Here is a 21987-nt window from a genome sequence, read left to right as displayed (position 1 = left end):
GTGAAAACAAAAGGCCGCATTAAGCGGCCTTTTTTATATGCAGGCACGATATCCAGTTTGGCGCAAAGACCGCTGGGAGCGTCAGGCGTTATTTGAGATCAATGCGTTTGTTGGCAAAACCGATAAAAATCCCTCGTATAGCAATCACTTACGGGATCTGTTAAAAATGCGGAAGGAGAAAAACGAGCGACGCACCAGCAGAAAAAGGAGCGAATCGCTCTCTATTAAATTGTTATGTGACTTGAGGAATAGCGGCATGGATAGCCTGTACACCATACTTTTCTTTTCAATATTTATCAGTACAAGTGCACTTCCTTGTTGGGCGATCCTTTCTTTTCCAAACTATTGGATAGGTAAATTTCCTCAAGTTCCTGCGAAAAGGCTAACAGTTTTGTGTGTGGCAATTTCTTTAGCTTTTGCCTATTCGATAAATTTCGAGTTAGATGCTGGCATAATTACTGGCATTATTTACCTAGTTTTTTCTACTTCAATTTTGGCTGTATTGATTCTTATCGCTTTAGTAATCAAACTTACTTTCGCAAAAGAAAGTAATCTTTGACAAAGTCACATAATAAGTTAAATCATCGGAAATCCATTCGCTACGCTCGTGTTTTCCGCTGTTTAAAGCGTAATGAGGATCAAAAGAGTGTTAGACGACATCAAAAATGCATTTAATTTTGCGTTTGACAAGCTCAGCCCCATTTTGGTTGGATGGACAATCGGCTTATATTTCTTAGGCACTTTTTCATCACCTGACAACGGGCAAATAGCAAATTTTGATCGCTTAATAAGTCTATGTTTAATATGTTTTAGTTTGGCCTTTTTATTTAAGTTTTTTCATTTGCGCAGATCCTCATAACAAGGCTATTTAACACGTGGGTCAAGCCGTACTGGACTCGCAACAAGTTGCTCGCTGTTTATGGCGGCGTTAGGTGTTAGAAGAAATGAGCATAGTTTTAATAGTTTTTTCAATCTTTATATCTGCGGGCTTAGCTGTTTATTATTACTATCGCTTAATTGTCAGCATTTATGGTTCTATCTTTTTTAGCGAAGGTTTCACCGACTTTATACAAGTTGTAGTTTTAAACACAGAAAACAGTTTGAGCACACAACAATTAAAACTTCGGAATACTGCTTCGGCTTGGCTTTTAGTACTTTCAGTTTTGTTGTTCTTGTCGAGTTTTGTAAGCAACTGATAGCATGCAAACAAGGATTGTTTAACGTGCCGCCTAATAAAAAAATTTAGCCACTCACTTCGTTCGCTGGGAGGAATACACGTGAGCTGCTTCGCATTTTAACCTACATGTTACTGCCCCTCGGTGGGGTGATAAGTCTTTGGAACCTTTAGCTCTTCGATGATCAAATTTCTAAAAAGCACTTATTTAATACTGTCTGGAATCTCATTCGTTCTGGTGTGTGGCGTCTTGGTTCTTTTTATTTTTGCCTACACGCCAGTAGGGATGTCATATAGTCCAAATCCGGTATTTACACTCAATCACGGCAACATCACAACCGAGCAAAACTTTGAGGTTGTTTACAGTCAACAATCACCGCCCGTTCTGAATGGGGATCATCTAGATTATTACTGTATCCAGCTGGAAAAATTTGAGTTCCAATCCCCAACAGAAAATGAGTGGATCTTTGGTAAAGAAAGTAACCCTTTATTCAGTGAAGCCAGAGAGCAGACTTCGCGTATGGCCGACATAGCCAATTGCTTTGATGGGGAAACGAACGCGGAATCAGACAATGTTGCGTCAAAAATATGGTCAATCAATGTGAGGAGAAATCATATAGAGGGGGCGGTTGTAATAATGTTCCATAAACCAACTCATCGCTTGTTATACGTAAGCTTTCAGACTTAGCCAATCGCTCTAATCGCTCTAATCGCTCGCAAGCAAGTAATAGGCTCAATCATTTTCTCCCACTCGTGCAGCAACTCACCGCTTAACATCCCAGATTGGTCATCGCGCCCAGCTGCGCATATGAAACCTGGCGAACACGTCGTCAGCGTTTTTGAGAGTGGGTGCCAGTGCGGGGAATAAGTTGCAATAGCGCGTTTACGAACTGCGGATAGCCACAAAAAAACGGAGGCTATACCTCCGTTTGCATAATGCATTTTTACGTCTTGTGTACGTTAGGGGGCTTTAACGCCTTTGACGTGTCTGGCATTGGGGTCGCGGGCTTCGCAGCCTGCGCCGGTATCAGGTTCGACACTGCATTGATACACCCGCACAAAGTCCACTTGCATGTTTTGTGGCAGGGCATCGGGATTGAGACCTTTTTCATTGACGGCTTCTGGCCAGCCTCCGCCGATAGCCAGATTGAGGATCAGATGGAAAGGTTGGTCAAATGGCGCGTTGTGGCCATTATCCTGCCAGCGGTTGTCTGTTTTGGTTTGACTAAACCAACCGTCTGCGGTTTGTGTGGCATAGTGATAATCGTCCACGTAGAAACGAATTTCTCCCGCTTGCCACTCTACAGCGTAGGTATAGAAATCGTCGGCGGGACTCTTGCCATCAGGCAACAAAAAGCCTGAACCTGTGTAGACGTTCTCGGGCCAGTGCCGTCCATAATGCAAGGTGCCGTGGACGCGCATTTCGCGCTCACCAGGCGGGGCACCCACTTCGTCCGATTGGGTATGCAGGTTGACCGCTTCCATGATGTCAATTTCACCGGATACCGGCCAGGAACCATAGACCCAATCAGTCGGAAGCATCCAGATAGCAGGCCAGACACCCTGTCCAGTTGGCAGTTTGGCACGGATCTCGAATCGCCCATAACGCCAGTCCCCTTTACCTTTGGTACGTAAACGGGCGCTGGTGTAGGGGAGGGTGCGCGTACCGGCTGTGAGGTAGTCATCCGCATCATCATTCGCGGCGGGGCCGCTGAAGTCTTCCCGCTGAGCATGGATAGTGAGCAGGCCATCTTTTACAAAACTGTTTACTGGGCGCGCGGTATAACACTGTTGCTCGTTATTGCCGCCACCAAAGCAGTTTTGCTCGAATGACCATTTGTTCAGGTCAATTTGCTCACCATCGAATTCGTCCTGCCAGACTAGCTGCCAGTTTGGACTTTTGGTGATAGGGGTAAGTTGTTCTGCCCTGACCGCGCGCTTGTCGCTGGCGTCGGCGAAATTTGAAGGTACCGTCTGGCAGGCAGCTAATAAGGTGCTGCCCGCCAGGGTAACCAGGGAGGTGCTTAATTTTGACATTGCATTGTGGCGTTGGCCGCTTCACCCGGAATCAGGCGAATATCAGCCAGGCCGATCTCCAGTGGTTGCTGACTACTTAAGTCAAACGGTACGACCAGGCGTTTTAGATCAATGCCATTTTGTGCAAAGCACTTGAGGTCGATGCTATAGCTCTGCCAGCTATTGGCCGGCAATGCGGCCAGCGTCGCGCTGATGTCTAATTTAGCATCACAGCTACCAGCGGCATCGCCTTCTCCTTCACAGTTCATACCCAGCAATACCGGGCCGCTGATCGGTGACTGCACATTGACGTTAAAGGTCAGGGCGCTTTGCGCGGTCAGCAGGGCGCTCAGATCTTCACGGAAGAAACTTTTGCTGGCAAAGCGGATACCGGCTTGTTCGCCACCGGCAAAGCTCAGCTTGCGCGCATCTTCCTGAATTTCCTTATCGATTGTACGGTACTTCAACGCGCCGATGCTGTGGGTGTTGGCATTGACACTCAGGCGCTCCGCGCCGGAATACAGCCAGATTTCCCAAGGCTTTTGCACTGTACCAGTCAGGATATCCACGGCTTTTTGCGCGGTTTCTCCCTCAAGATTATCTTCAGACAGCGCGTTGCTGAGCGTGCTTGGTGCCGTATAGGTCAAACCAAAACCAATCGGCAGCAATGGTGCGTAATCTTTATCGCCCATATTCACGATTTGAGTCGGTGTGGCTGGCCAGGAGAAGGGCAACGTACCTTTAAAATCGGCCTGACCAAACAGTACATCGGCTACCGCGGCGCCTTCGGAACCGGGTAGCCAGGCGGCAACAAACGCATCAGAGGCGTTCAGCTCCGGGTTCACCCACATCGGGCGGCCACTTAAAAACACTGAAACCACTTTAATGCCTTCGGCTTGCAGTTTTTTAAGCAATGCCAGATCGGTTTTTTCACCACGTTGATATTCCAGCGTTTCGCGATCGCCATGGCCTTCGGCATAGGGTTCTTCGCCGAATACCACAATGGCCACATCGGGTTTATCTGTATAGCTACCATCCACTGACAGCTCTACGCTGCCACCGCCTTGTTCAACCTGTGATTTGATGCCGGCAAAAATAGAACTGCCGCCAGGGAAGTCCTCATTGGTGTTGTTAGTGCCTTGCCAGGTTATCGTCCAGCCGCCTGATTGTTTGCCGATATTATCGGCCCCGTCACCGGCTACTAATACCTTGGCAGACGCCGATAGTGGCAGGGTCTGTGCGTTGTTTTTCAACAGCACTAATGACTCGCGCACTGCCTGCTGGGCAATTGCGCGGTGTTCTGGGTGACCAATCAACGATTGTTTACCGGCCAGCGGGCGCTGTGCCGGGCTGGGCTTGTCAAACAGGCCTGCACGCACTTTGACGCGCAGAATACGGCGCACCGCATCGTCGATACGGCTCATTGGGATGGTACCGTCCTGCACCTGAGCAAGGGTGTTGTGATACAGGGCTTTCCAGTCGCCTGGTACCATAAAGATATCCAGACCAGCATTGATAGACTCAGGACAGCTTTGGTTGCTGCAACCTTTTACCTGGCCGTGACCATTCCAGTCACCAACGACAAAGCCGTCGAAGCCCATGCGCTCTTTTAATACGTCGGTTAACAGGTATTTATGGCCGTGTAATTTGTCACCATGCCAACTGTTAAATGACGCCATTACAGATTGGGCACCGGCGCTTAATCCGCCGACATAGCCCTGGGCATGGATATCAAACAATTGTTGCTCAGTAGCGATATTATCGCCCTGATCGTCACCGCCAACGGTGCCACCATCACCAATAAAGTGTTTTACCGTACTGATTACGCGCTGGTCGCTGAGGAAATCGCCGTCAGCATGGCCCTGTAAGCCGCGCACGACTGCCGCGGCGTATTCACGTACAATCGCCGGATTTTCTGAATAGCTTTCATAGGTACGACCCCAGCGATCGTCCTGCACCACCGCTACGGTCGGGGCAAATACCCAGTCGATACCGGTGGCCATCACTTCTTTTGCCGTGGTGTGGGCGATCTTTTCCATTAACTCCGGGTTATTTGCCGCACCCAGACCAATGTTGTGGGGAAACAGCGTGGCACCAATCACATTGTTGTGACCATGTACCGCATCTGTTCCCCACATGGTTGGAATCGTTGAGCCATCGACCGAATCGTCTATAGACGCCTGATAGAGCTCTTCTGCCAGAGCGATCCAGTCTTGCGGAGTGGCGTGTTTATTATTGCCCGGGAACGCGCCCCCACCATTTAGATATGAACCGAAACCATAGGTGCGCATATCGTCGACGCTGATATCGCGGATTTCTGGCTGAATCATCTGTGCGATTTTTTGCTCCAGCGTCATGTTCGCCATAATGGCGTCGACTTTGGCTTCTACTGCTGGGTCGGCTTTGACTGCGATATCCAGTTTAGGCCAGATAGCGGCGACATCGGTTTTAACCGCAGCCGTTGTATCGGCTGGTTGAGGAGAACAGGCGGTCAACAGACTCAGTGCAACCGCGCTGGCAATCAGTGACTTTTGCATGCATTACCCCTCAATTTGTGCTGGTTTGCAGCCACGCACACCGAAGTGCGCAATGTACAGATAACAAACGGCCGGCAGGATAAAGGACAACGTCAGACCAAAGTTGTCCGCCAGCATGCCCTGGAACAGCGGGATAATCGCACCGCCGACGATAGCCAGACACAAAATGCCTGAGCCTTGTGCTGTGTGTTTACCCAACCCGCGCAGGGCCAGGCTGAAGATTGTCGGGAACATGACAGAGTTACACAGTCCTACAGCCAGAATCGCCCACATGGCCACCGCACCGTCAGACAGCACAGATACCGCAATCAGCACTACCGCCATAATCGCGTTAAAGGCCAATACTTTTCCGCCGTGGATTTTTTGCATAATCACCGCACCGATGAAACGACCTACCATGGCACCGCCCCAGTAGTAAGCGATAAACTTCGCCGCGGTCGCTTCGGTCATACCCATCACACTTGGCTCAGCCAGGTAATTAACCAGCGTACTGCCAATCGCCACCTCTGCACCTACATAGACGAAGATACCGATGGCCCCCAACACCAAATGACGATAGTGCCAGGCTTTGCCTGTGATAACGCCTTCAGACGCATCGGCTGCATCATGATTGTGCAATGCCGGTAATTTCAGTACCGCAAAAATAACGGCCAGACCCAACAGCGCAGCGGCCAGGATCAGGTATGGTAACTGGACGGCTGACGAGTCACTGGCTGGCGTATGCTCGCCACCGGCAAAAATCAGCATCGAGCCGAAAAAGGGTGCTACGGTCGTACCGAACGAGTTGAATGCCTGCGTCATGGTCAGGCGTGATGGCGCGGTATCCGGGTCGCCCAGTGCGCTCACGTAAGGGTTGGCGGAAACCTGTAAAATCGTAATGCCTGAGGCCAGTACAAACAGTGCCAGCAGGAATAACGCATAAATATGCGTGCTGGCAGCAGGGTAGAACATCAAACAGCCCACACACGCAATGCTCAGCCCCACCACGATGCCTTTCTGGTAGCCGATTTTACCGACCAAAAAGCCAGCAGGCACCGACACAATAAAATACGCACTAAAGAAACAGAACTGGATTAACATCGCCTGGGTGTAATTCAGCTCAAAGGCGCCTTTCAGGTAAGGGATCAGGATATCATTCAGGCAGGTAATGAAGCCCCACATGAAAAATAAGGTAGTTAATGAAATCAGTGCGAAGCGGTAATTGCTGCCGCTGTTATTGGTGCTGGAAAGCGTTTGTGTTGGTGTTGAAATCGCCACGCGTTCACTCCTGGTTGACCTTTTGAAGTTAAGCGCTTACATTAACAATATGTAAGCGCTTTCATTTGTTTGATGATTACATGTAAAAGTTGCAAATTCAATTAAAAACTACGCAACGAAATGATCACAATTGCTAGCCATCGGTCACACCACAAAATGAATGGAATTATGCAAAAAATAAGCTTGCCGCCAGCATCCCGCATGCTGCAACCAGACTTCATCTACGGTGTGGCCACATCTTCGTTTCAGATTGAAGGGGCCAAAGATTCCCGGCTGCCTTGTATCTGGGATACTTTCTGCCAGCAACCGGGTGCCATTGCAGATAACTCAAATGGTGATATCGCCTGTGAGCACGTGGCGCGCTGGCAGCAGGATGTTGAGTTAATTGCCTCATTGGGCGTAGATGCCTACCGCTTGTCCATAGCGTGGCCGCGGGTAATGCACCAGGATGGTTCGTTGAACGAAGATGGACTTAACTTTTATGTGCAATTGATTGATGCCCTGACAGTAAAAGGCATTAAGGTGTTCGTCACCTTCTATCACTGGGACTTACCGCAATATCTGGAAGATCAGGGCGGGTGGTTAAATCGTCAGACTGCGTTTGCGTTTCGCGATTATGTTGAAGCCGTGGCTAAAGTGCTGGGTGACAAAGTTTACAGCTATGCCACGTTGAATGAGCCGTTTTGCTCCGGTTACCTGGGCTACGAGATAGGCGTACATGCACCGGGATTGACCGGCCGCAAAAACGGGCGTCAGGCGATACATAACTTATTGTTGGCGCATGGTCTGGCAATGCAGGTGTTACGCGAGCACTGTCCATCGAGCCAAAATGGCGTTGTGCTGAATTTCTCAACCAGTTATCCACTGGATGACTCACCAGAAAATCAGCGTGCTGCGCGCATCGCCGATGAATACATGAACTGGTGGTATCTGCACCCGCTGCTAAATGGTTGCTACCCACCTGTGATGGATTTGCTGGCAGAGGATGAGCGCCCGGATATTGAAGACGGGGATATGCAGATCATCGCCGCGTCGCTGGACTATCTCGGCATCAACTTCTACACCCGGCATGTTTTCAAAGCCACCGACGATGGTTGGTTTGAGCAGGTGATGCCTGAGAATGTGCCTCTGACGGATATGGGCTGGGAGATTTATCCTCAGTCATTTACCGATTTGTTAGTGCAATTGCAGCGCGAATACCCCAATCTGCCGCCAATCTACATCACCGAAAACGGTGCGGCGATGCCGGATAAATTAGTAGATGGGATGGTCAACGACGAGGATCGCATCGGTTATTTTCATGGCCATCTAAATGCGATCCATGCGGCAATCGAACAGGGTGTTCGTGTCGATGGTTATTTTGCCTGGAGCCTGATGGATAATTTTGAGTGGGCGCTGGGTTATGAGAAACGTTTCGGCATTGTGTACGTCGATTATCAAACCCAACAACGCACCATCAAGAATAGCGGGTTAGCCCTACGCGATTTATTTAATAGTAGAGCGAACGCCCGATAATCGGTAAATTGGTGCCCACAAAGGACATAATAACTAAAACAATGGCCACCATATACGAAGTATCAAAAGCTGCCGGGGTGTCGCTGGCAACCGTGTCACGAGTGATGAACGGTAACAGTAAAGTCAGTGAGCGCACCCGTAATAAAGTCTTAAAAGCGATGGATGAGCTGGGCTATCGGCCCAATGCTATCGCGCAATCTCTGGCTTCTAACCGGACCAACAGCGTCGGTTTGTTGGTGTCTGAACTGCACGGTTCATTCTTCGGCGACCTGATGAGTACAGTAGAAAAAGAACTGCGCGCTGACGGCAAACACGTGATTATTACCGCGGGTCACAGCGACGAAGCGCGGGAAAAAGAAGCCATCGAGTTTTTGAAAAGTCGCCGCTGCGATGCACTTATTCTGCATGCAGAAGCGGTCTGTGATGATTATCTGCGTGAATTAAACGAGTCGGGCGTGAGTCTCGTATTGGTTAACCGTATGGTGCCCGGCATGGAGCAGCAGTGCTTCGTGCTGGATAACGAAGCGGGCGGTTATTTGGCGACTAAAGCTGCCATAGACGCAGGTCATCGGGATATCGGTTACATCAGCGGGCCGCAAAGTAAAGAAGATGCCAGACAGCGTCTTGCCGGGCATGTGCGGGCGCTACGTGAAGCTGGCTTAAACACTGAAAACGCACTCGTTTACCAGGGGGATTATCACGAAAGTGAAGGTGCTAACGGCTTTAAGCAGTTGTGGCAACAACATCCGGGATTTTCTGCATTGATTTGTGCCAACGATGAAATGGCCTCCGGTGCCATGACAGCTGCGCGGGAAGAGGGGATTAATGTTCCCGAACAGCTATCAGTTGTGGGCTTCGATGATGTCTTATTTGCCCGTTACTTACACCCACGCTTAACCACCGTAGATAACCCGGTGTCGGCGATGGGCTTAATGGCGGCGCGTTGGGTATTACATAACGTATACAAGAAAAAGCTCTCCGGAGTGATAAAAAATGTCTTTTTACCCGAGCTGATTAGCCGGGATTCGCTGGGAACGCACCTATGAAAACCTTATCACCTGCGCTTATTTACACCCTGATTGTCTCACTCGGGGGATTTATCTTTGGTTTTGATGCGTCGGTGATATCCGGAACAGTTGGCTTTGTAAGCCGTGAATTTGATCTGACTACCTGGCAACAGGGCATGGTCGTCAGTGCACCTACACTGGGCGGCATTCTGGCCATGTTGGTGGCAGGGGCGATCAGTGACGCCATCGGACGACGTAAAACCCTGATTATCATTGCGTTGTTATATGTGTTTTCAGCCCTTGCCTCAGCGTTAGCATCCAGCTTTGAAATGCTGGTATTAGCCCGTTTTATTGGTGGATTAGCATTCTGCTCGCTGATGATTGCGCCAATTTATATTGCTGAAATCAGTGCCCCTGAACAACGTGGCCGAATGGTGTCGATTAATCAGCTTAATATTGTGTTTGGCTTTTCCGTCTCTTATTTCAGCAATTACTTCTTATTGCAGTGCAGTCAATCGGGTGCAGAGTGGGTCAGTAATATCGCGTTAGATACACAGACTTGGCGCTGGATGCTGGGGCTGGAACTCATCCCGGCGATCGCCTGGTTTGTATTGCTGTTCCGCATCCCTCGCAGTCCGCGTTGGTTGATGATGACCAATCAAACAGAAGAAGCGCGCAAGGTATTGGCGACCGATTTGGCGGAGTCTGAAGTTGAAGAAAAGCTCTCAACCATTCGCCATTCACTGGACGGACAAACCCCGCCCTTGTCAGAGCGCATTCGTGCGCTGGGGGCCAAATCTATGCGCTGGCCGTTATTTATTGGCTTAATTCTGGCGGTAGCGCAGCAGGCCACCGGGATAAATGTGATCTTTTTCTACGCCCCAACGATTTTTGAACAAAGTGGTGTGGGCACTAACGCGGCCTTTGTTCAGGCCACCTGGATAGGTGTGGTCAACGTGATATTTACCCTGGTCGCCATGTACATTATTGACCGGGGAGGGCGTAAGCCACTGTTAGTGATTGGCCTAAGTGGCATTGTCCTGAGTATGGCGCTGTGTGCTTACGGGTTTAAACAGGCAACCTATCAGCTATCTGAAGCGGCTATCACTGAATTTGTGCAGGCCAACCCAGGTGTAGAACCAGAGCATTTTGCCGCGATGCAGACACAGGTGTATGGGTCAGATATTGAATTTAAGCAGGCATTGCAGATGCATTTAGGTGAGGCTGCCGCGAAAACTCACGAGGGTGAATTGTTGCGTCTGGCAGGAAAGATGAATGCAACCCTGATCCTGATTGGCATTACCGCCTTTGTAGCGTCCTTTGCCATGTCGCTTGGGCCGGTAATGTGGGTAATGTTCTCTGAAATATTCCCCAACCATGTGCGCGGTGTGGCTATTTCGCTGGTTAGCGTGATTAACGGCCTGGTCAGCTTTCTTACCCAACTGGTGTTCCCCTGGGAGCTGGCTAATCTGGGCGCGGCTTACACCTTTGCCGTATTTGGGTTGTTTGCCTTGGTCGGACTGATTTTTGTTTTACGTTATTTGCCGGAAACCAAAGGGCGTACATTAGAAGAGATGCAGCAGGCCTTTAAGTAATTCAATTTGGTTGTTTTTTGACCTTGTTGCGCGGCAAGAGTATAAAGGAAGTATAGAAAAATCCGATAGTTAGTTAAGTAACTGAAAGAGGCGCCCCATGAACAATGATCTATTGTTTCCCATCCTGCCGCGCGAGGGGCGCAGCAATCCTGTGGCTGATGAGCATAAAGTCGAGCAGGTCAGCAAAGAAGCGCGCATCCGCGAAGTAAAAGATGATGAGAAAAATCTCACCGCTGAACAGCGCGAGCAGCGGGAAAAGCAGCAGCAACAAAAACAGCAAACCACGCCTAAACAGCCGGAAACCAGCAAAGAAGATGAAATCGATGCGCGGCCTGGCCATTTGGATATCTACGTCTAGTCTTTTCAGTTTCCGTTTCGGGAGACGACATTTCTATGTTTGAGTTACAGCCAGATGATATTTCTCTAGTTAGCCGCGGTCAGTTATTAGCCGTGATTCAGGCTCAGGCCGAGATCCTGATTAAAGGGCTGAATGAGCAGCAGGTCATGGATAAAATGGCATTGCTGGCGGAGGAGTTGACTCATGCGGCCGGCGCTGTGGTCGAGCTAATTGACGGAGATGACATGGTCTACCAGGCTGCCACCGGGGTCGCCCGTCAGCAGTTGGGGATGCATATTCGCGCCATCAACAGCTTGTCGGGGCTGTGCGTGCGTGAGAACAAAGTCCTTAACTGTGAGGATGTCAGTCAGGATCCTCGCGTCAATAAAGAGGCCTGTGACAAAATAGGGATCCAATCGATGCTGGTATGCCCATTGAGATTTGATGGTGAGTTATTGGGCGTCCTTAAGGTCTTTTCGCCACACAAATACTCGTTTGATGATATTGATGAGCAGATATTGGATTTAGCCGCGCGCATTATTGCGGTGTCTATGCATGCGGCGCAATTAGGTGAAAATTAAGCTTTCTGGCTGGCCAGATATTTATCCAGCGCATTGGCAAATTGCTGTTTATCCCTATCGGTAAGTGGCGGTGGTCCGCCGGTGTGTACACCGCTACTGCGCATGGTATCCATAAAATCCCGCATATTAAGCCGTGAACGTATGGTATCGGTGCGGTACATCTCTCCTCTGGGATGCAAAGCATGCGCGCCTTTTTCCATTACCTCGGCAGCCAGCGGGATATCCTGAGTAATTACTAAATCCCCTGCTGCGACCCGCGACACTATTTCATCATCTGCTTTATCGAATCCTGACTCGACCACCAAACTCTGAATTAGTTTGGATGCCGGTGTACGGATATATTGGTTTGCAACCAGGAACATCGGGGTTTGGGTGCGCTGGGCCGCCCTAAACAATATTTCCCGAATCGATACCGGACAGGCATCGGCGTCAACCCAAATGGTCATGAATTTACCTCGATAGCCTGTTGCAGGCCTTGTTCTGTTTCAATAATCAGCGAGCGTGGCTGAAAACTTTCTGCGCTGGCTTCCTTCAGCGCCTGAGCGAATTTTTCCGGATGTTGCTCGTTCAGCAGGCTGCCTGGCTGCAGGTTAAGATAAATCTGGTCGTAGCGGCGCACTTCAGTTTCGCTGATACGTCGATAAATGTGTGAACGATTGAGTTCATTGGTGTGACTTAACCCTGCACTGGCGATAATTTCCATCGCCGCCTTGACGGTTTTGCGCTGAAAGTTCGCCACCCGCTGAGCCTTATCGCCAACCACCAGACCTTTGGCCAGTGACGCTTTTTGCGTGGCAATACCGGTAGGACATTCGTTGGTATTGCACACCAGTGACTGCACACAGCCCAGCGCTACCATCATGCCGCGCGCACTGTTACACAGATCTGCGCCAAGTGCCAGATTGCGCACCAGATGAAATCCGGTAAAAACCTTGCCACTGGCAATGATTCTGACGTCTTTACGTAAATCAAATCCTACTAAGGCATCACTTACGAACGCGAGTGCTTCATGCAGCGGCATGCCTACTGAATTGGAGTACTCCAGCGGGGCCGCGCCGGTGCCACCTTCACCGCCATCTACGGTAATAAAGTCCGGCACAATGCCGGTTTCCCGCATGGCTTTACACAACGCGATAAACTCACTGGTGCGACCGATACACAATTTAAAGCCCACTGGTTTGCCACCACTCAAACTGCGTAGCCGGGCAATAAAATGCATCATTTCAAGCGGCGTGGAGAACGCACTGTGGCCTGGTGGCGAGTTAACCTGCGTATGGGGCTCAACCAGACGAATACGGGCGATTTCAGCGGTATTTTTATCCGCCGGTAAAATCCCGCCATGACCGGGTTTGGCGCCTTGCGATAACTTGAGTTCAATCATTTTGATTTGCGGTTTTTGTGCAGTGGCAGCAAAGTGTTCGTGATCAAACTCGCCTTTGTCATTGCGGCAGCCAAAATAACCGGTACCGATTTGCCAGACTAAATCCCCGCCGTGTTCGAGATGATAAGGGCTAACGCTGCCTTCGCCGGTATTGTGATAAAAGTTGCCCAGTTTGGCGCCTTTATTCAACGCACGAATGGCATTGTTACTCAGTGCACCAAAACTCATGGCTGAAACATTAAAAATACTGGCTTCATAGGGCTGAGTGCACTGTTTATTACCAATCTTTACTCTTGCCGGCGACTCATGAGCCTCAAAATGTTTGGCGGCGATGGAGTGGCCGATCCACTCATAGCCCACCCGTCGCACATCCAGTTTGGTGCCATAAGGCGAAGAGTCGGTATTGTTTTTGGCACGCTGATAGATAAGCGAGCGATACATGCGATTGATCGGCGCGCCACTGGTATCCGATTCAAAAAAGTACTGACGCAGAAACGGACGCATGGCTTCCATCATCCAGCGGCCGCGCGCGAACAAAGGAAAATTGCGCCACAGAGTATGGCGGGTTTGCACCATATCGTGCACGCCCACTAAAAACAGCCAGCCCCAGATCACAAATAACCAGCTCATCGATGGCCAGCGCCATGCCAACAGCCCGAGCAGGGTGGCAAACAATGCAAAAACGATAAAAAACAGGTGTCGCATGGGGATTCCTTTTAGCAAACCTGTGTTCATCCTGCATAAAAGCGCGCGAGATGTCGAGGATGCTGCATCAGTGATGACGTGTCCGTCTGTATCGACTAAGTGACTGAATACGTATGTATTTGGCGGTGGAAAGTCGTGGCGGCGGAGTGCTTCGGGTAATATTTTGCCTTTAACATGTTGATAACATCCTGTACGTTTTTAGCGCGTCACAGTCAGGGAACAAGAATAATGCATAACAACAAACCGCAACTGGGTTTCTGGCAAATCTGGAATATGTGTTTTGGCTTTCTCGGTATTCAATTCGGCTTTGCGCTACAAAACGCCAATGTCAGCCGGATCTTCGAGACTCTGGGAGCTGATTACAACAATCTGGCCATCTTGTGGGTTGCTGCGCCGGTTACCGGCTTAATTGTTCAACCTATCATTGGATATCTGAGTGATAACACCTGGACCCGTTTGGGACGCCGTCGCCCTTATTTCCTGATGGGAGCGGTGTTAGCTTGTACTGCCCTGTTTATTATGCCCCATAGCCCAACGCTATGGATTGCGGCGGGTATGTTGTGGATTTTAGATGCCTCCATCAATATTTCCATGGAGCCTACCCGGGCCTTTGTCGGTGATATGTTACCGAAAAATCAGCGGGGCACCGGCTACGCCATGCAGAGCTTTTTTATCGGCGTCGCCTCTGTTATCGCCTCAGCGTTACCATGGATGATGGCCAACTGGTTCGACATCAGTAATACCGCGCCGGCTGGGATGATCCCGGATTCGGTGAAGTTCTCGTTTTATTTTGGTGGCATCGCGTTTTTAGGCGCCATTATCTGGACTGTGGTGACCACTCCGGAATACAGCCCTGAGCAACAAGCCGAATTTGAAAAAGCCGAACTGGCCCAAGCCGGTAGTGAAGAGGTGATGTATCACAGCGAAACGCGCAGTGCGAAGACTTATTTCCAATGGGGCGGCGTGAGCACTCTGATTGGCTTGGTTGCTGGTGGCTACATACATCAAAACATCGCTACGCTGGATAAAAATCTGTATATCCTCGCAGGTATCTTTTTACTGTTTGGTCTGCTGCAACTGGTCGCCGGTTGGTTAACCACACAAGCGAAAACCAATAACGGTTTTGTGACTGTGATGGGGGATTTATTCGCCATGCCGGCGGCGATGCGCCAGTTGGCGTTTGTACAGTTTTTCTCGTGGTTCCCGTTTTTTGCCATGTGGACCTATATGACTGCTGCGGTGACGTCATATCACTTTGGTACCGGCGATCCTACCTCCTCTTTATATGCCGAAGGCGCGGATTGGGTCGGTATCTTATTTTCCACTTATAACGGTGTGACCGTGATTGCGGCATTGATTATTCCACTACTGGTTAAACGCATTGGCCTGAAAACTACCCACATGGTTAACCTGGTACTAGGTGGCCTTGGCTTTATTTCCTTCGTGCTGATCCGTGACCCGGATTATCTGGTGCTGCCTATGATTGGTGTTGGGTTTGCCTGGGCATCTATCTTGTCGCTGCCCTATGCAATTCTGTCCAACGTATTGCCGACCCGCAAAATGGGCGTGTTTATGGGGATTTTTAACTATTTCATCGTGTTACCACAGATTCTGGCGGCCAGTGTGTTAGGTTTTCTGGTCAGTAAAATCTTCGATAATCAACCAGTCTTTGCACTGGTTGTGGGCGGTGCCAGTATGTTGCTCGCCGGGGCGCTGGCTCTGCGGGTTCAACAACCAAAGGATGTTGCATAATGATGAAACCAGTTTTTAAAACGCTGACGGCGGCTGCGGTGTTGGCGGCGTTACAAGGCTGTCAGCAAACGCCACCTGAGCAAACTCAGTCGAATCATACGCCGGTAGAAATCGTGGGCACTACCCATCCTTTTGCCGCTGAGTCTATTTACTTTGTGATGACTGACCGGTTTGTAGATGGTGATCCCAGCAATAACTATCCAAACCAAGGGGGCGAACACCCCACCTATCAGCTGCCGTTAAACGGCCCCGATGGCCAGATGGCGTATGTAGGTTACATGGGTGGCGATTTCAAAGGTATAGCCAATAATGCCGATTATATTCGCGATTTAGGATTCACTGCGGTGTGGTTGTCGCCGGTAGTGGATAACCCGGATGAGGCGTTCGCCGGTGGTGAGCCCATTGAATTTGCTGGCGCATTCAAAGATGGCGGTAAAACAGGTTATCACGGCTATTGGGCGTCTAACTTTTATAAAGAAGACGAGCATTGGGTTTCTGCCGATATGGATTTTAAAGCGCTGGATGCAGCTTTGGATGCCAAAGGGTTGAAAACCGTGTTGGATATCGTCGCAAACCATGGTTCACCGTCATTCAGCATGCCGGTTGATCAGCCTAAGTTTGGTGAAATTTATGATGCAGAGGGCAAGTTGGTGGCGGATCATCAGAACTTGCCACCATCGCAATTGGATGAGGCAAACCCGTTACATCAGTTTTTCCGTCATGAGCCGGATATTCTGCAATTATCCAATCTGGATGACCGTTCACCTAAAGTGCGCGATTACCTGATTAACTCTTATCTGCATTGGTTGGCTCAGGGCGCCGATGCCATTCGTATTGACACTATTAAGCATGTGCCCCACGCATTCTGGAAAGAAATGAGTGACAGGGTGCGTGCCGAGTATCCGAACTTATTTATGTTCGGGGAAAGTTACGATTACAAACCGGAGTTTATCGCCCAGCACACCTTGCCTGAAAATGGCGCCATTTCTGTGCTGGATTTCCCGGGGCAAAAGGCGATAAGTGAAGTATTTAGTCAGCAGGATAGCGACTTTGCCCGCTTACAGGATTACCTGTTTTTAAGCGACGCGCCGTATGCCAATGTCTATGAACTGACGACCTTTTATGATAACCATGATATGCCACGCATGAATGCCAGCGATGAGGGCTTTATCGATGCGCACAACTGGTTATTTACCAGTCGGGGTATTCCGGTGGTGTACATGGGCTCGGAAATGGGCTTTATGCGTGGCACAGCCGAGCATACCGGCAATCGTAATTATCTGGGTCAGTCCGGGTTAGCGATGGCCCGGCAAAGCCCGATTTTTGAGCCGTTAAAGCGCATCGCTAACGTGCGTAAACAGGTTGCGGCGTTACAGCGTGGTGTGCAGGTGAATCTGGATTTCAGTGGCAATACCGCGGCGTTTTACCGGGTGTTGCAATATCAGGGACAGCACCAGATTGCCTTAGTTTTGCTTAACAAAGGTGATAAAGCGGCGGAGTTTACGATCACCGACATGCTGCAACCGGGTGTGTGGACAAATCAGATGACGGATAAAGTCCAGTCAGTATCCCGTGCGTTGACCGATACCGTGCCCGCTCATGGCGTTTCGGTATGGGTGGTCAATACTCCGGTGACGCAACCGGCTCTGCTACAACAAATAGCGCGTCAGATGCAGTAATATCTCAGACACAATTTGAAACACAAACACCACCAGGAATCGCAGCCTTGTGGTGTTTTTTTTTATTTGAACTGATATTTTTGTCGATTCGCCGCAACTTGTTGATGTTGTCGGCCTCCAATTACATAGAACGATAAAAATCAGAAGTTACCTTATGAAACCAGGAAAAATCGCCCTACTTGTTGCAGCGGCTAGCTGTACCTTATCTGCCTCGGCAAATCAGCCGGAAAATTACGTACATGCCGACAGTCTGGATACTGTACGTACACATCACTTATTGCGGCTCAGCGCGAAAAAAGACAATGGCGTGCGTTTCGCAGTTCGTCCTGAATTGATGGTCGGTGACAGTCGCTATGTCAGAAGCCGTGCAGCGACCCATTTACAGCGCATTCTTTCGAATCAAGGCATGACTTATGGTGGTCAGTTTTCGTTAAAACACCTGCAAAATGCACCGGGAAAACCTGTTGTCGCCACTTATAAGCAAACACTGGATAACATTGATATAGCGGGTCAGCACATCACCTTGCTGATGAACCAGTCGCTGGAATTGCTCGCAACCAGTGGTGAGGCGCTGAACTTACCGAAGAGCTCACAGGGGTTTCAACTGAGCGATGTGCAGGTTGTCGGCAAGGCTTTGCAAGATCTTAAGCTGGACTCGCAGACCCTACAGCCTGACGGGAGTCAGGGGGCATATCGTTTAGTGACAGTTGAGGGATTGAGTCAACCCGTCCGGGTTAAGTCTGTATGGTATCCGCTGAAGAAAAAACTCGAGCCAGCGTATCAATTAGAGGTGCTGTACCACGATGTGCAAACCCGACAACTGGAGGGCGTAAAATATACCATCAGTGCGGTAGATGGCACGATTCTACTGCGTAAAAACCTGTCAAACCGGATTGCCCACAGCTACCGGACATTTGCAGATGTGGCTTATCCGCATATCCCGTTCGATAGTCCCGCCGGGAGTGATTTGAGTCCGCTACCAGGCAATGAGTTTTTCGATTTGTCCACTACGGAACAGGGCGTTTTTGTTGAGCCGGAGATTGCCCAATCGCTTATTAATCTGGAAGCTGGGCCGATCACTAACCCTTCGCAACATCCCTGGATAAGTGATGCAGCGAGTCAGTCATCCCATTGCTATTCATTGCCTGTGGGGCAACATGGGACGTGCGGCAATAATGTCGTAGCCTATGTGGATCTCGGCGCTGATGGATACGATGTTGCCGACGGTGATGTGTTAGTCAGTACCAGTCAAAATGGTGAGTTTGATTATGTTTTCTCGGCGGATACGTCCAGTACCAGCACGGAAAATCAGGCTGCCGCTGTGGTTAACCTTTTTTACACCATCAACTGGATGCATGACTGGTTTTATGAAGCCGGTTTTGACGAAGCGTCAGGCAATGCGCAAATTTCTAATTATGCCCGCGGCGGCTTAGAAGGTGACCCTATTCTTGCTGAGGCACAGGATCGTACCGATGTGGAAGACGGTATCATTCAGGAAAATAACGCCAATATGCTCACCCCATCTGATGGCGGTAAACCGCGCATGCAAATGTATTTGTGGGACGGGATTATTAGCTCCACATTTTCACTTAGCGGCGTGACAGGCCTTACTGATCCGGAGCATCTCAACAGTTCATTTGGTCTGGAAAGTTTTGATATCACGGGTTCATTAGTGCAGGCAGAAGATGCAGCCACTGGCACTCGCTATGACGCTTGTGAAACCCTGACAAATGCCGCTGCGCTATCGGGCAAGATCGCATTGGTTGAGCGTGGAAGTTGTTTGTTTACCGAAAAGGCCCAGAAAGTTAAAGCGGCTGGTGCCATTGGCATGGTGGCGTACAACAACGAAGATGCGGGCCCGATTGTCATGGGGGGGGATGATGCTGTCGACATTCCTGCCGTTATGGTTAGCCGTTCCGATGGACTTGCCATTCGCCAGGCCGCACAAAATGGCACGGTGTCGGCCCATCTGACCCGGGAAGAAAATAAACGTGACGGCACATTGGACAACAGTATCGTCATCCATGAATGGGCGCACTATCTGAGTAATCGTCTGGTAAATGATGGTGACGGTTTGTATAACCAACAAGGCGGTTCAATGGGCGAGGGTTGGAGTGATTTTGTTGCTCTGATGACGCTGGTGCGCGAAGGTGATGACATTGATGGGATTTATCCGACCGGCGCTTACGCCGTAGTTGGGCAGAATTTGGGTTATGGCCTTGAGAGAGATGATGCCAATCGCCTGGCCTATTCTTATGGTCTGCGTCGTTTACCATACAGTGCCGATTTTGCGGTCAATGCCCTGACATTTAAACACATTGAAGAGGGCATCGCCCTACCTGCGGGCAATAAGCCGCAATACGGCAGCAATGGCAATGGTAATTCAGAGGTGCACGCTTCGGGTGAAGTATGGGCCGTGACCTTATGGCAGGGTTTTGTTGCACTGGTAAACGAATATGGTTTAAACGCTGCCCAGCAACGGATGAAAGATTATCTGGTAGCGGGTTTAAAACTGACTCCGGCAATTCCAACGTTTACTGAAGCCCGTGACGCTATGCTAATGGCAGCTAAATCTGTTAGCGAATTGGATTATCAACTGCTGGCCGAGGCGTTTGCGTCGCGCGGGATGGGCGTCACAGCACAAAGCCCGGATCGCTTTGATGACCTGCATACAGGCGTAGTGGAAGACTTTGATGCTTTCGCGGTAGCGCTGCAACCGACACAGGTAGACATTGATTACAGCACCTCCGCCTGCGATGCCGATATGTCGCTGGATATTGGCGAGACGGCGACGCTGTCAGTGACGCTGAAAAACATCGGTAATCTGGATTACAGTGGCTTACAGCTGACATTGGAGCCAATAGATGGGCTGAGTTATCCGGATGGTGCCAGCGTTTCAATCCCTGTGATTGCATCCGGTAGTGCGACCACAGTTAGTGTGCCGGTTACGCTGGACGCGATGCAAAGCGCGGAACAAACAACCCAGACAATACGTTACAGCTTAAGTGGTGACCCGCAACTCAAATCTATTGACGGTCCTGAGTTGGTGGTCAGTATTAATGTGGATGTGGTGCAACAGGCAGCGCAACCAGACTGGCGTGATCGTGCTGCAACATTAATAGATTGGCAGACACAGAGCACTTATGCGGACGAGCTGTCCACCGCATTGTGGCATCTTACCGACACGACAATCGATGGCGTAACGTATGCGAGTTGGGTGGCGTCGGACATACCCGCACAAGGCTCTCAGTCCCTGACCAGTCCAGTGATGAATGTTGCGGCAAACGGAGCGTTTAGTTTTTCGTTCTGGCACAAGTACGACTTTGAGGCTACCACGGATGAAAATGGTGAGGTGACAGTCGCCTATGATGCAGGGATGTTGCAGGTTCGCACGGATAACGGTGCTTGGCAGACCGTTGCGCAAGCCGGAGGCAGTTTGGACCTTGGTTATCTGAGTCTGGCGGTCGAGGATGGCGCACCGGTTGTTGGCGGAAATCTCGCCTATTCCGGCAGTCAGGAATGGGTAAAAGAGACATTACGTTTCCCTGCTGGCGTTGTGAATGGAAAGGAAATCCAAATTCGTTTTGTTATCGGAACTGACTCGTACGTTGGTGATAAAGGTTGGACTATCGCTGAGCCGCAAGTGACAGGGCTTGCGGAGGGGACCTTCAGCACATCTGTGTTGGATAATGAATCTTGTGGATTTGTGGCACCACAAATCACCATCAGTGGCCCGCAGCGGGTCGATGAGAAAACCGCATCGGGCGAGCCTTCAGTGATCACCCTCAATGCCAATGTTGTCGATACTGATAGCAGTGATTTTACATACCACTGGAGTTTTAGTGGTGCATTAGATGTGCAAGGAACCAGTGATCAGGCGTCAGTAAACATATTGGCACCGGATGTCGCAGGAGAGTACGTCTTTACCGCGATGGTAGAGGTATCTGATGGGCAATTTGTGGTTACAGAATCCTATGAAGTAACTGTGGTTGGCGGTAATGAAGCGCCGACGATTACGTCTACCAGTACCTCTAAAACGGTGACATCAGGCAGTACGACTACGCTGTTAGCGGATATTTATGATCCCAATGGTGATGCGATGACCGTGCAATGGACGCAAATTTCAGGTCCAACAGCGGTGCTGACTAAACAAAGCGAGACTAATTTGAAGGTTACTGCGCCGACTGTAACGCAGCGGTCTACGGTAACCATTCAAGCCGTGGTTAGTGATGGTCAACTGCAAAGTAGTCCTCTGACGTTCACCGTTAATGTGAACCCAAGAGTCACAACGACACCGTCATCATCTGGTGGCGGTGGTGGCATCGGAGCAGGGTTAGTTTTGTTAGTGGCGGCAGGTATTATTGGCCGTCGACGAAAGACTCATTAACGAACGAATAAAAAAGGCTCCTTATTGGAGCCTTTTTTATTTGGGAAAACAATCAGCAGAGCTA

Annotated in this window: 14 protein-coding genes; 9 read left to right on the top strand and 5 right to left on the bottom strand. The window is 49.9% G+C overall.

Going from position 1 to position 21987, the window contains the following annotated elements; genetic code table 11:
- Nucleotides 1-37 precede the first annotated feature (37 nt).
- Nucleotides 38-559, top strand: a complete 522-nt coding sequence (locus TK45_RS03540) for a hypothetical protein (RefSeq protein ID WP_131257248.1) — start codon at nucleotides 38-40, stop codon at nucleotides 557-559.
- Nucleotides 560-2134: 1575 nt separating this feature from the next.
- Here the strand turns inward: TK45_RS03540 and TK45_RS03535 are convergent.
- From TK45_RS03535 to TK45_RS03525, 3 genes are read right to left on the bottom strand one after another with little or no spacing between them, the layout of a single operon-like run.
- Nucleotides 2135-3211 (bottom strand): glycoside hydrolase family 16 protein, encoded by a 1077-nt coding sequence (locus TK45_RS03535; RefSeq protein WP_131257247.1) that lies wholly within the window; start codon nucleotides 3209-3211, stop codon nucleotides 2135-2137.
- On the bottom strand, nucleotides 3199-5727 hold the full coding sequence (locus TK45_RS03530) for an exo 1,3/1,4-beta-D-glucan glucohydrolase (protein ID WP_131257246.1): 2529 nt from the start codon (nucleotides 5725-5727) through the stop codon (nucleotides 3199-3201). The genes TK45_RS03535 and TK45_RS03530 overlap by 13 nt, the downstream gene beginning before the upstream one ends.
- Nucleotides 5728-5730: 3 nt before the next feature.
- Nucleotides 5731-6978 carry a sugar MFS transporter gene (locus tag TK45_RS03525; RefSeq protein ID WP_254426540.1) on the bottom strand — a complete coding sequence of 416 codons (1248 nt, stop codon included), beginning with the start codon at nucleotides 6976-6978 and terminating at the stop codon, nucleotides 5731-5733.
- A gap of 174 nt (nucleotides 6979-7152) precedes the next feature.
- On the opposite strand from TK45_RS03525, the gene TK45_RS03520 reads away from it, so the two are divergent.
- From TK45_RS03520 to TK45_RS03500, 5 genes are all read left to right on the top strand, one after another.
- On the top strand, nucleotides 7153-8499 hold the full coding sequence (locus TK45_RS03520) for a GH1 family beta-glucosidase (RefSeq protein ID WP_131257245.1): 1347 nt from the start codon (nucleotides 7153-7155) through the stop codon (nucleotides 8497-8499).
- A 41-nt stretch (nucleotides 8500-8540) separates the two neighbouring features.
- The gene (locus TK45_RS03515; protein WP_131257244.1) at nucleotides 8541-9545 is read left to right on the top strand and encodes a LacI family DNA-binding transcriptional regulator; all 1005 of its coding nucleotides are present in this window, start codon (nucleotides 8541-8543) and stop codon (nucleotides 9543-9545) included.
- Nucleotides 9542-11101, top strand: coding sequence for a sugar porter family MFS transporter (locus TK45_RS03510; RefSeq protein ID WP_131257243.1), 1560 nt, complete (start codon nucleotides 9542-9544; stop codon nucleotides 11099-11101). Before TK45_RS03515 ends, TK45_RS03510 begins: the two co-directional genes overlap by 4 nt.
- Nucleotides 11102-11198: 97 nt before the next feature.
- Nucleotides 11199-11459, top strand: coding sequence for a hypothetical protein (locus TK45_RS03505; protein WP_131257242.1), 261 nt, complete (start codon nucleotides 11199-11201; stop codon nucleotides 11457-11459).
- Nucleotides 11460-11494: 35 nt separating this feature from the next.
- Nucleotides 11495-12019 carry a GAF domain-containing protein gene (locus TK45_RS03500; protein ID WP_131257241.1) on the top strand — a complete coding sequence of 175 codons (525 nt, stop codon included), beginning with the start codon at nucleotides 11495-11497 and terminating at the stop codon, nucleotides 12017-12019.
- On the opposite strand, the gene TK45_RS03495 is transcribed toward TK45_RS03500, so the two are convergent.
- Together TK45_RS03495 and TK45_RS03490 are read right to left on the bottom strand one after the other, a co-directional pair.
- The gene (locus TK45_RS03495) at nucleotides 12016-12465 is read right to left on the bottom strand and encodes a YaiI/YqxD family protein (RefSeq protein ID WP_131257240.1); all 450 of its coding nucleotides are present in this window, start codon (nucleotides 12463-12465) and stop codon (nucleotides 12016-12018) included. The genes TK45_RS03500 and TK45_RS03495 overlap by 4 nt on opposite strands.
- Nucleotides 12462-14105, bottom strand: coding sequence for an FMN-binding glutamate synthase family protein (locus tag TK45_RS03490; RefSeq protein ID WP_131257239.1), 1644 nt, complete (start codon nucleotides 14103-14105; stop codon nucleotides 12462-12464). Before TK45_RS03490 ends, TK45_RS03495 begins: the two co-directional genes overlap by 4 nt.
- Nucleotides 14106-14333: 228 nt before the next feature.
- Between TK45_RS03490 and TK45_RS03485 the strand changes: the two genes are divergently transcribed.
- From TK45_RS03485 to TK45_RS03475, 3 genes are all read left to right on the top strand, one after another.
- Complete coding sequence (locus TK45_RS03485) at nucleotides 14334-15857, top strand: MFS transporter (RefSeq protein WP_131257238.1); 1524 nt, start codon at nucleotides 14334-14336, stop codon at nucleotides 15855-15857.
- A gap of 2 nt (nucleotides 15858-15859) precedes the next feature.
- Nucleotides 15860-17536 carry an alpha-amylase family glycosyl hydrolase gene (locus TK45_RS03480; RefSeq protein ID WP_131257409.1) on the top strand — a complete coding sequence of 559 codons (1677 nt, stop codon included), beginning with the start codon at nucleotides 15860-15862 and terminating at the stop codon, nucleotides 17534-17536.
- A 154-nt stretch (nucleotides 17537-17690) separates the two neighbouring features.
- The gene (locus tag TK45_RS03475) at nucleotides 17691-21923 is read left to right on the top strand and encodes a M36 family metallopeptidase (protein WP_131257237.1); all 4233 of its coding nucleotides are present in this window, start codon (nucleotides 17691-17693) and stop codon (nucleotides 21921-21923) included.
- The last annotated feature ends 64 nt before the right edge of the window (nucleotides 21924-21987 follow it).

This window comes from Bowmanella sp. JS7-9 (assembly GCF_004329715.1).
GTDB lineage: Bacteria > Pseudomonadota > Gammaproteobacteria > Enterobacterales > Alteromonadaceae > Pseudobowmanella > Pseudobowmanella zhangzhouensis.
This window is presented reverse-complemented; position numbering and strand designations above follow the sequence as displayed.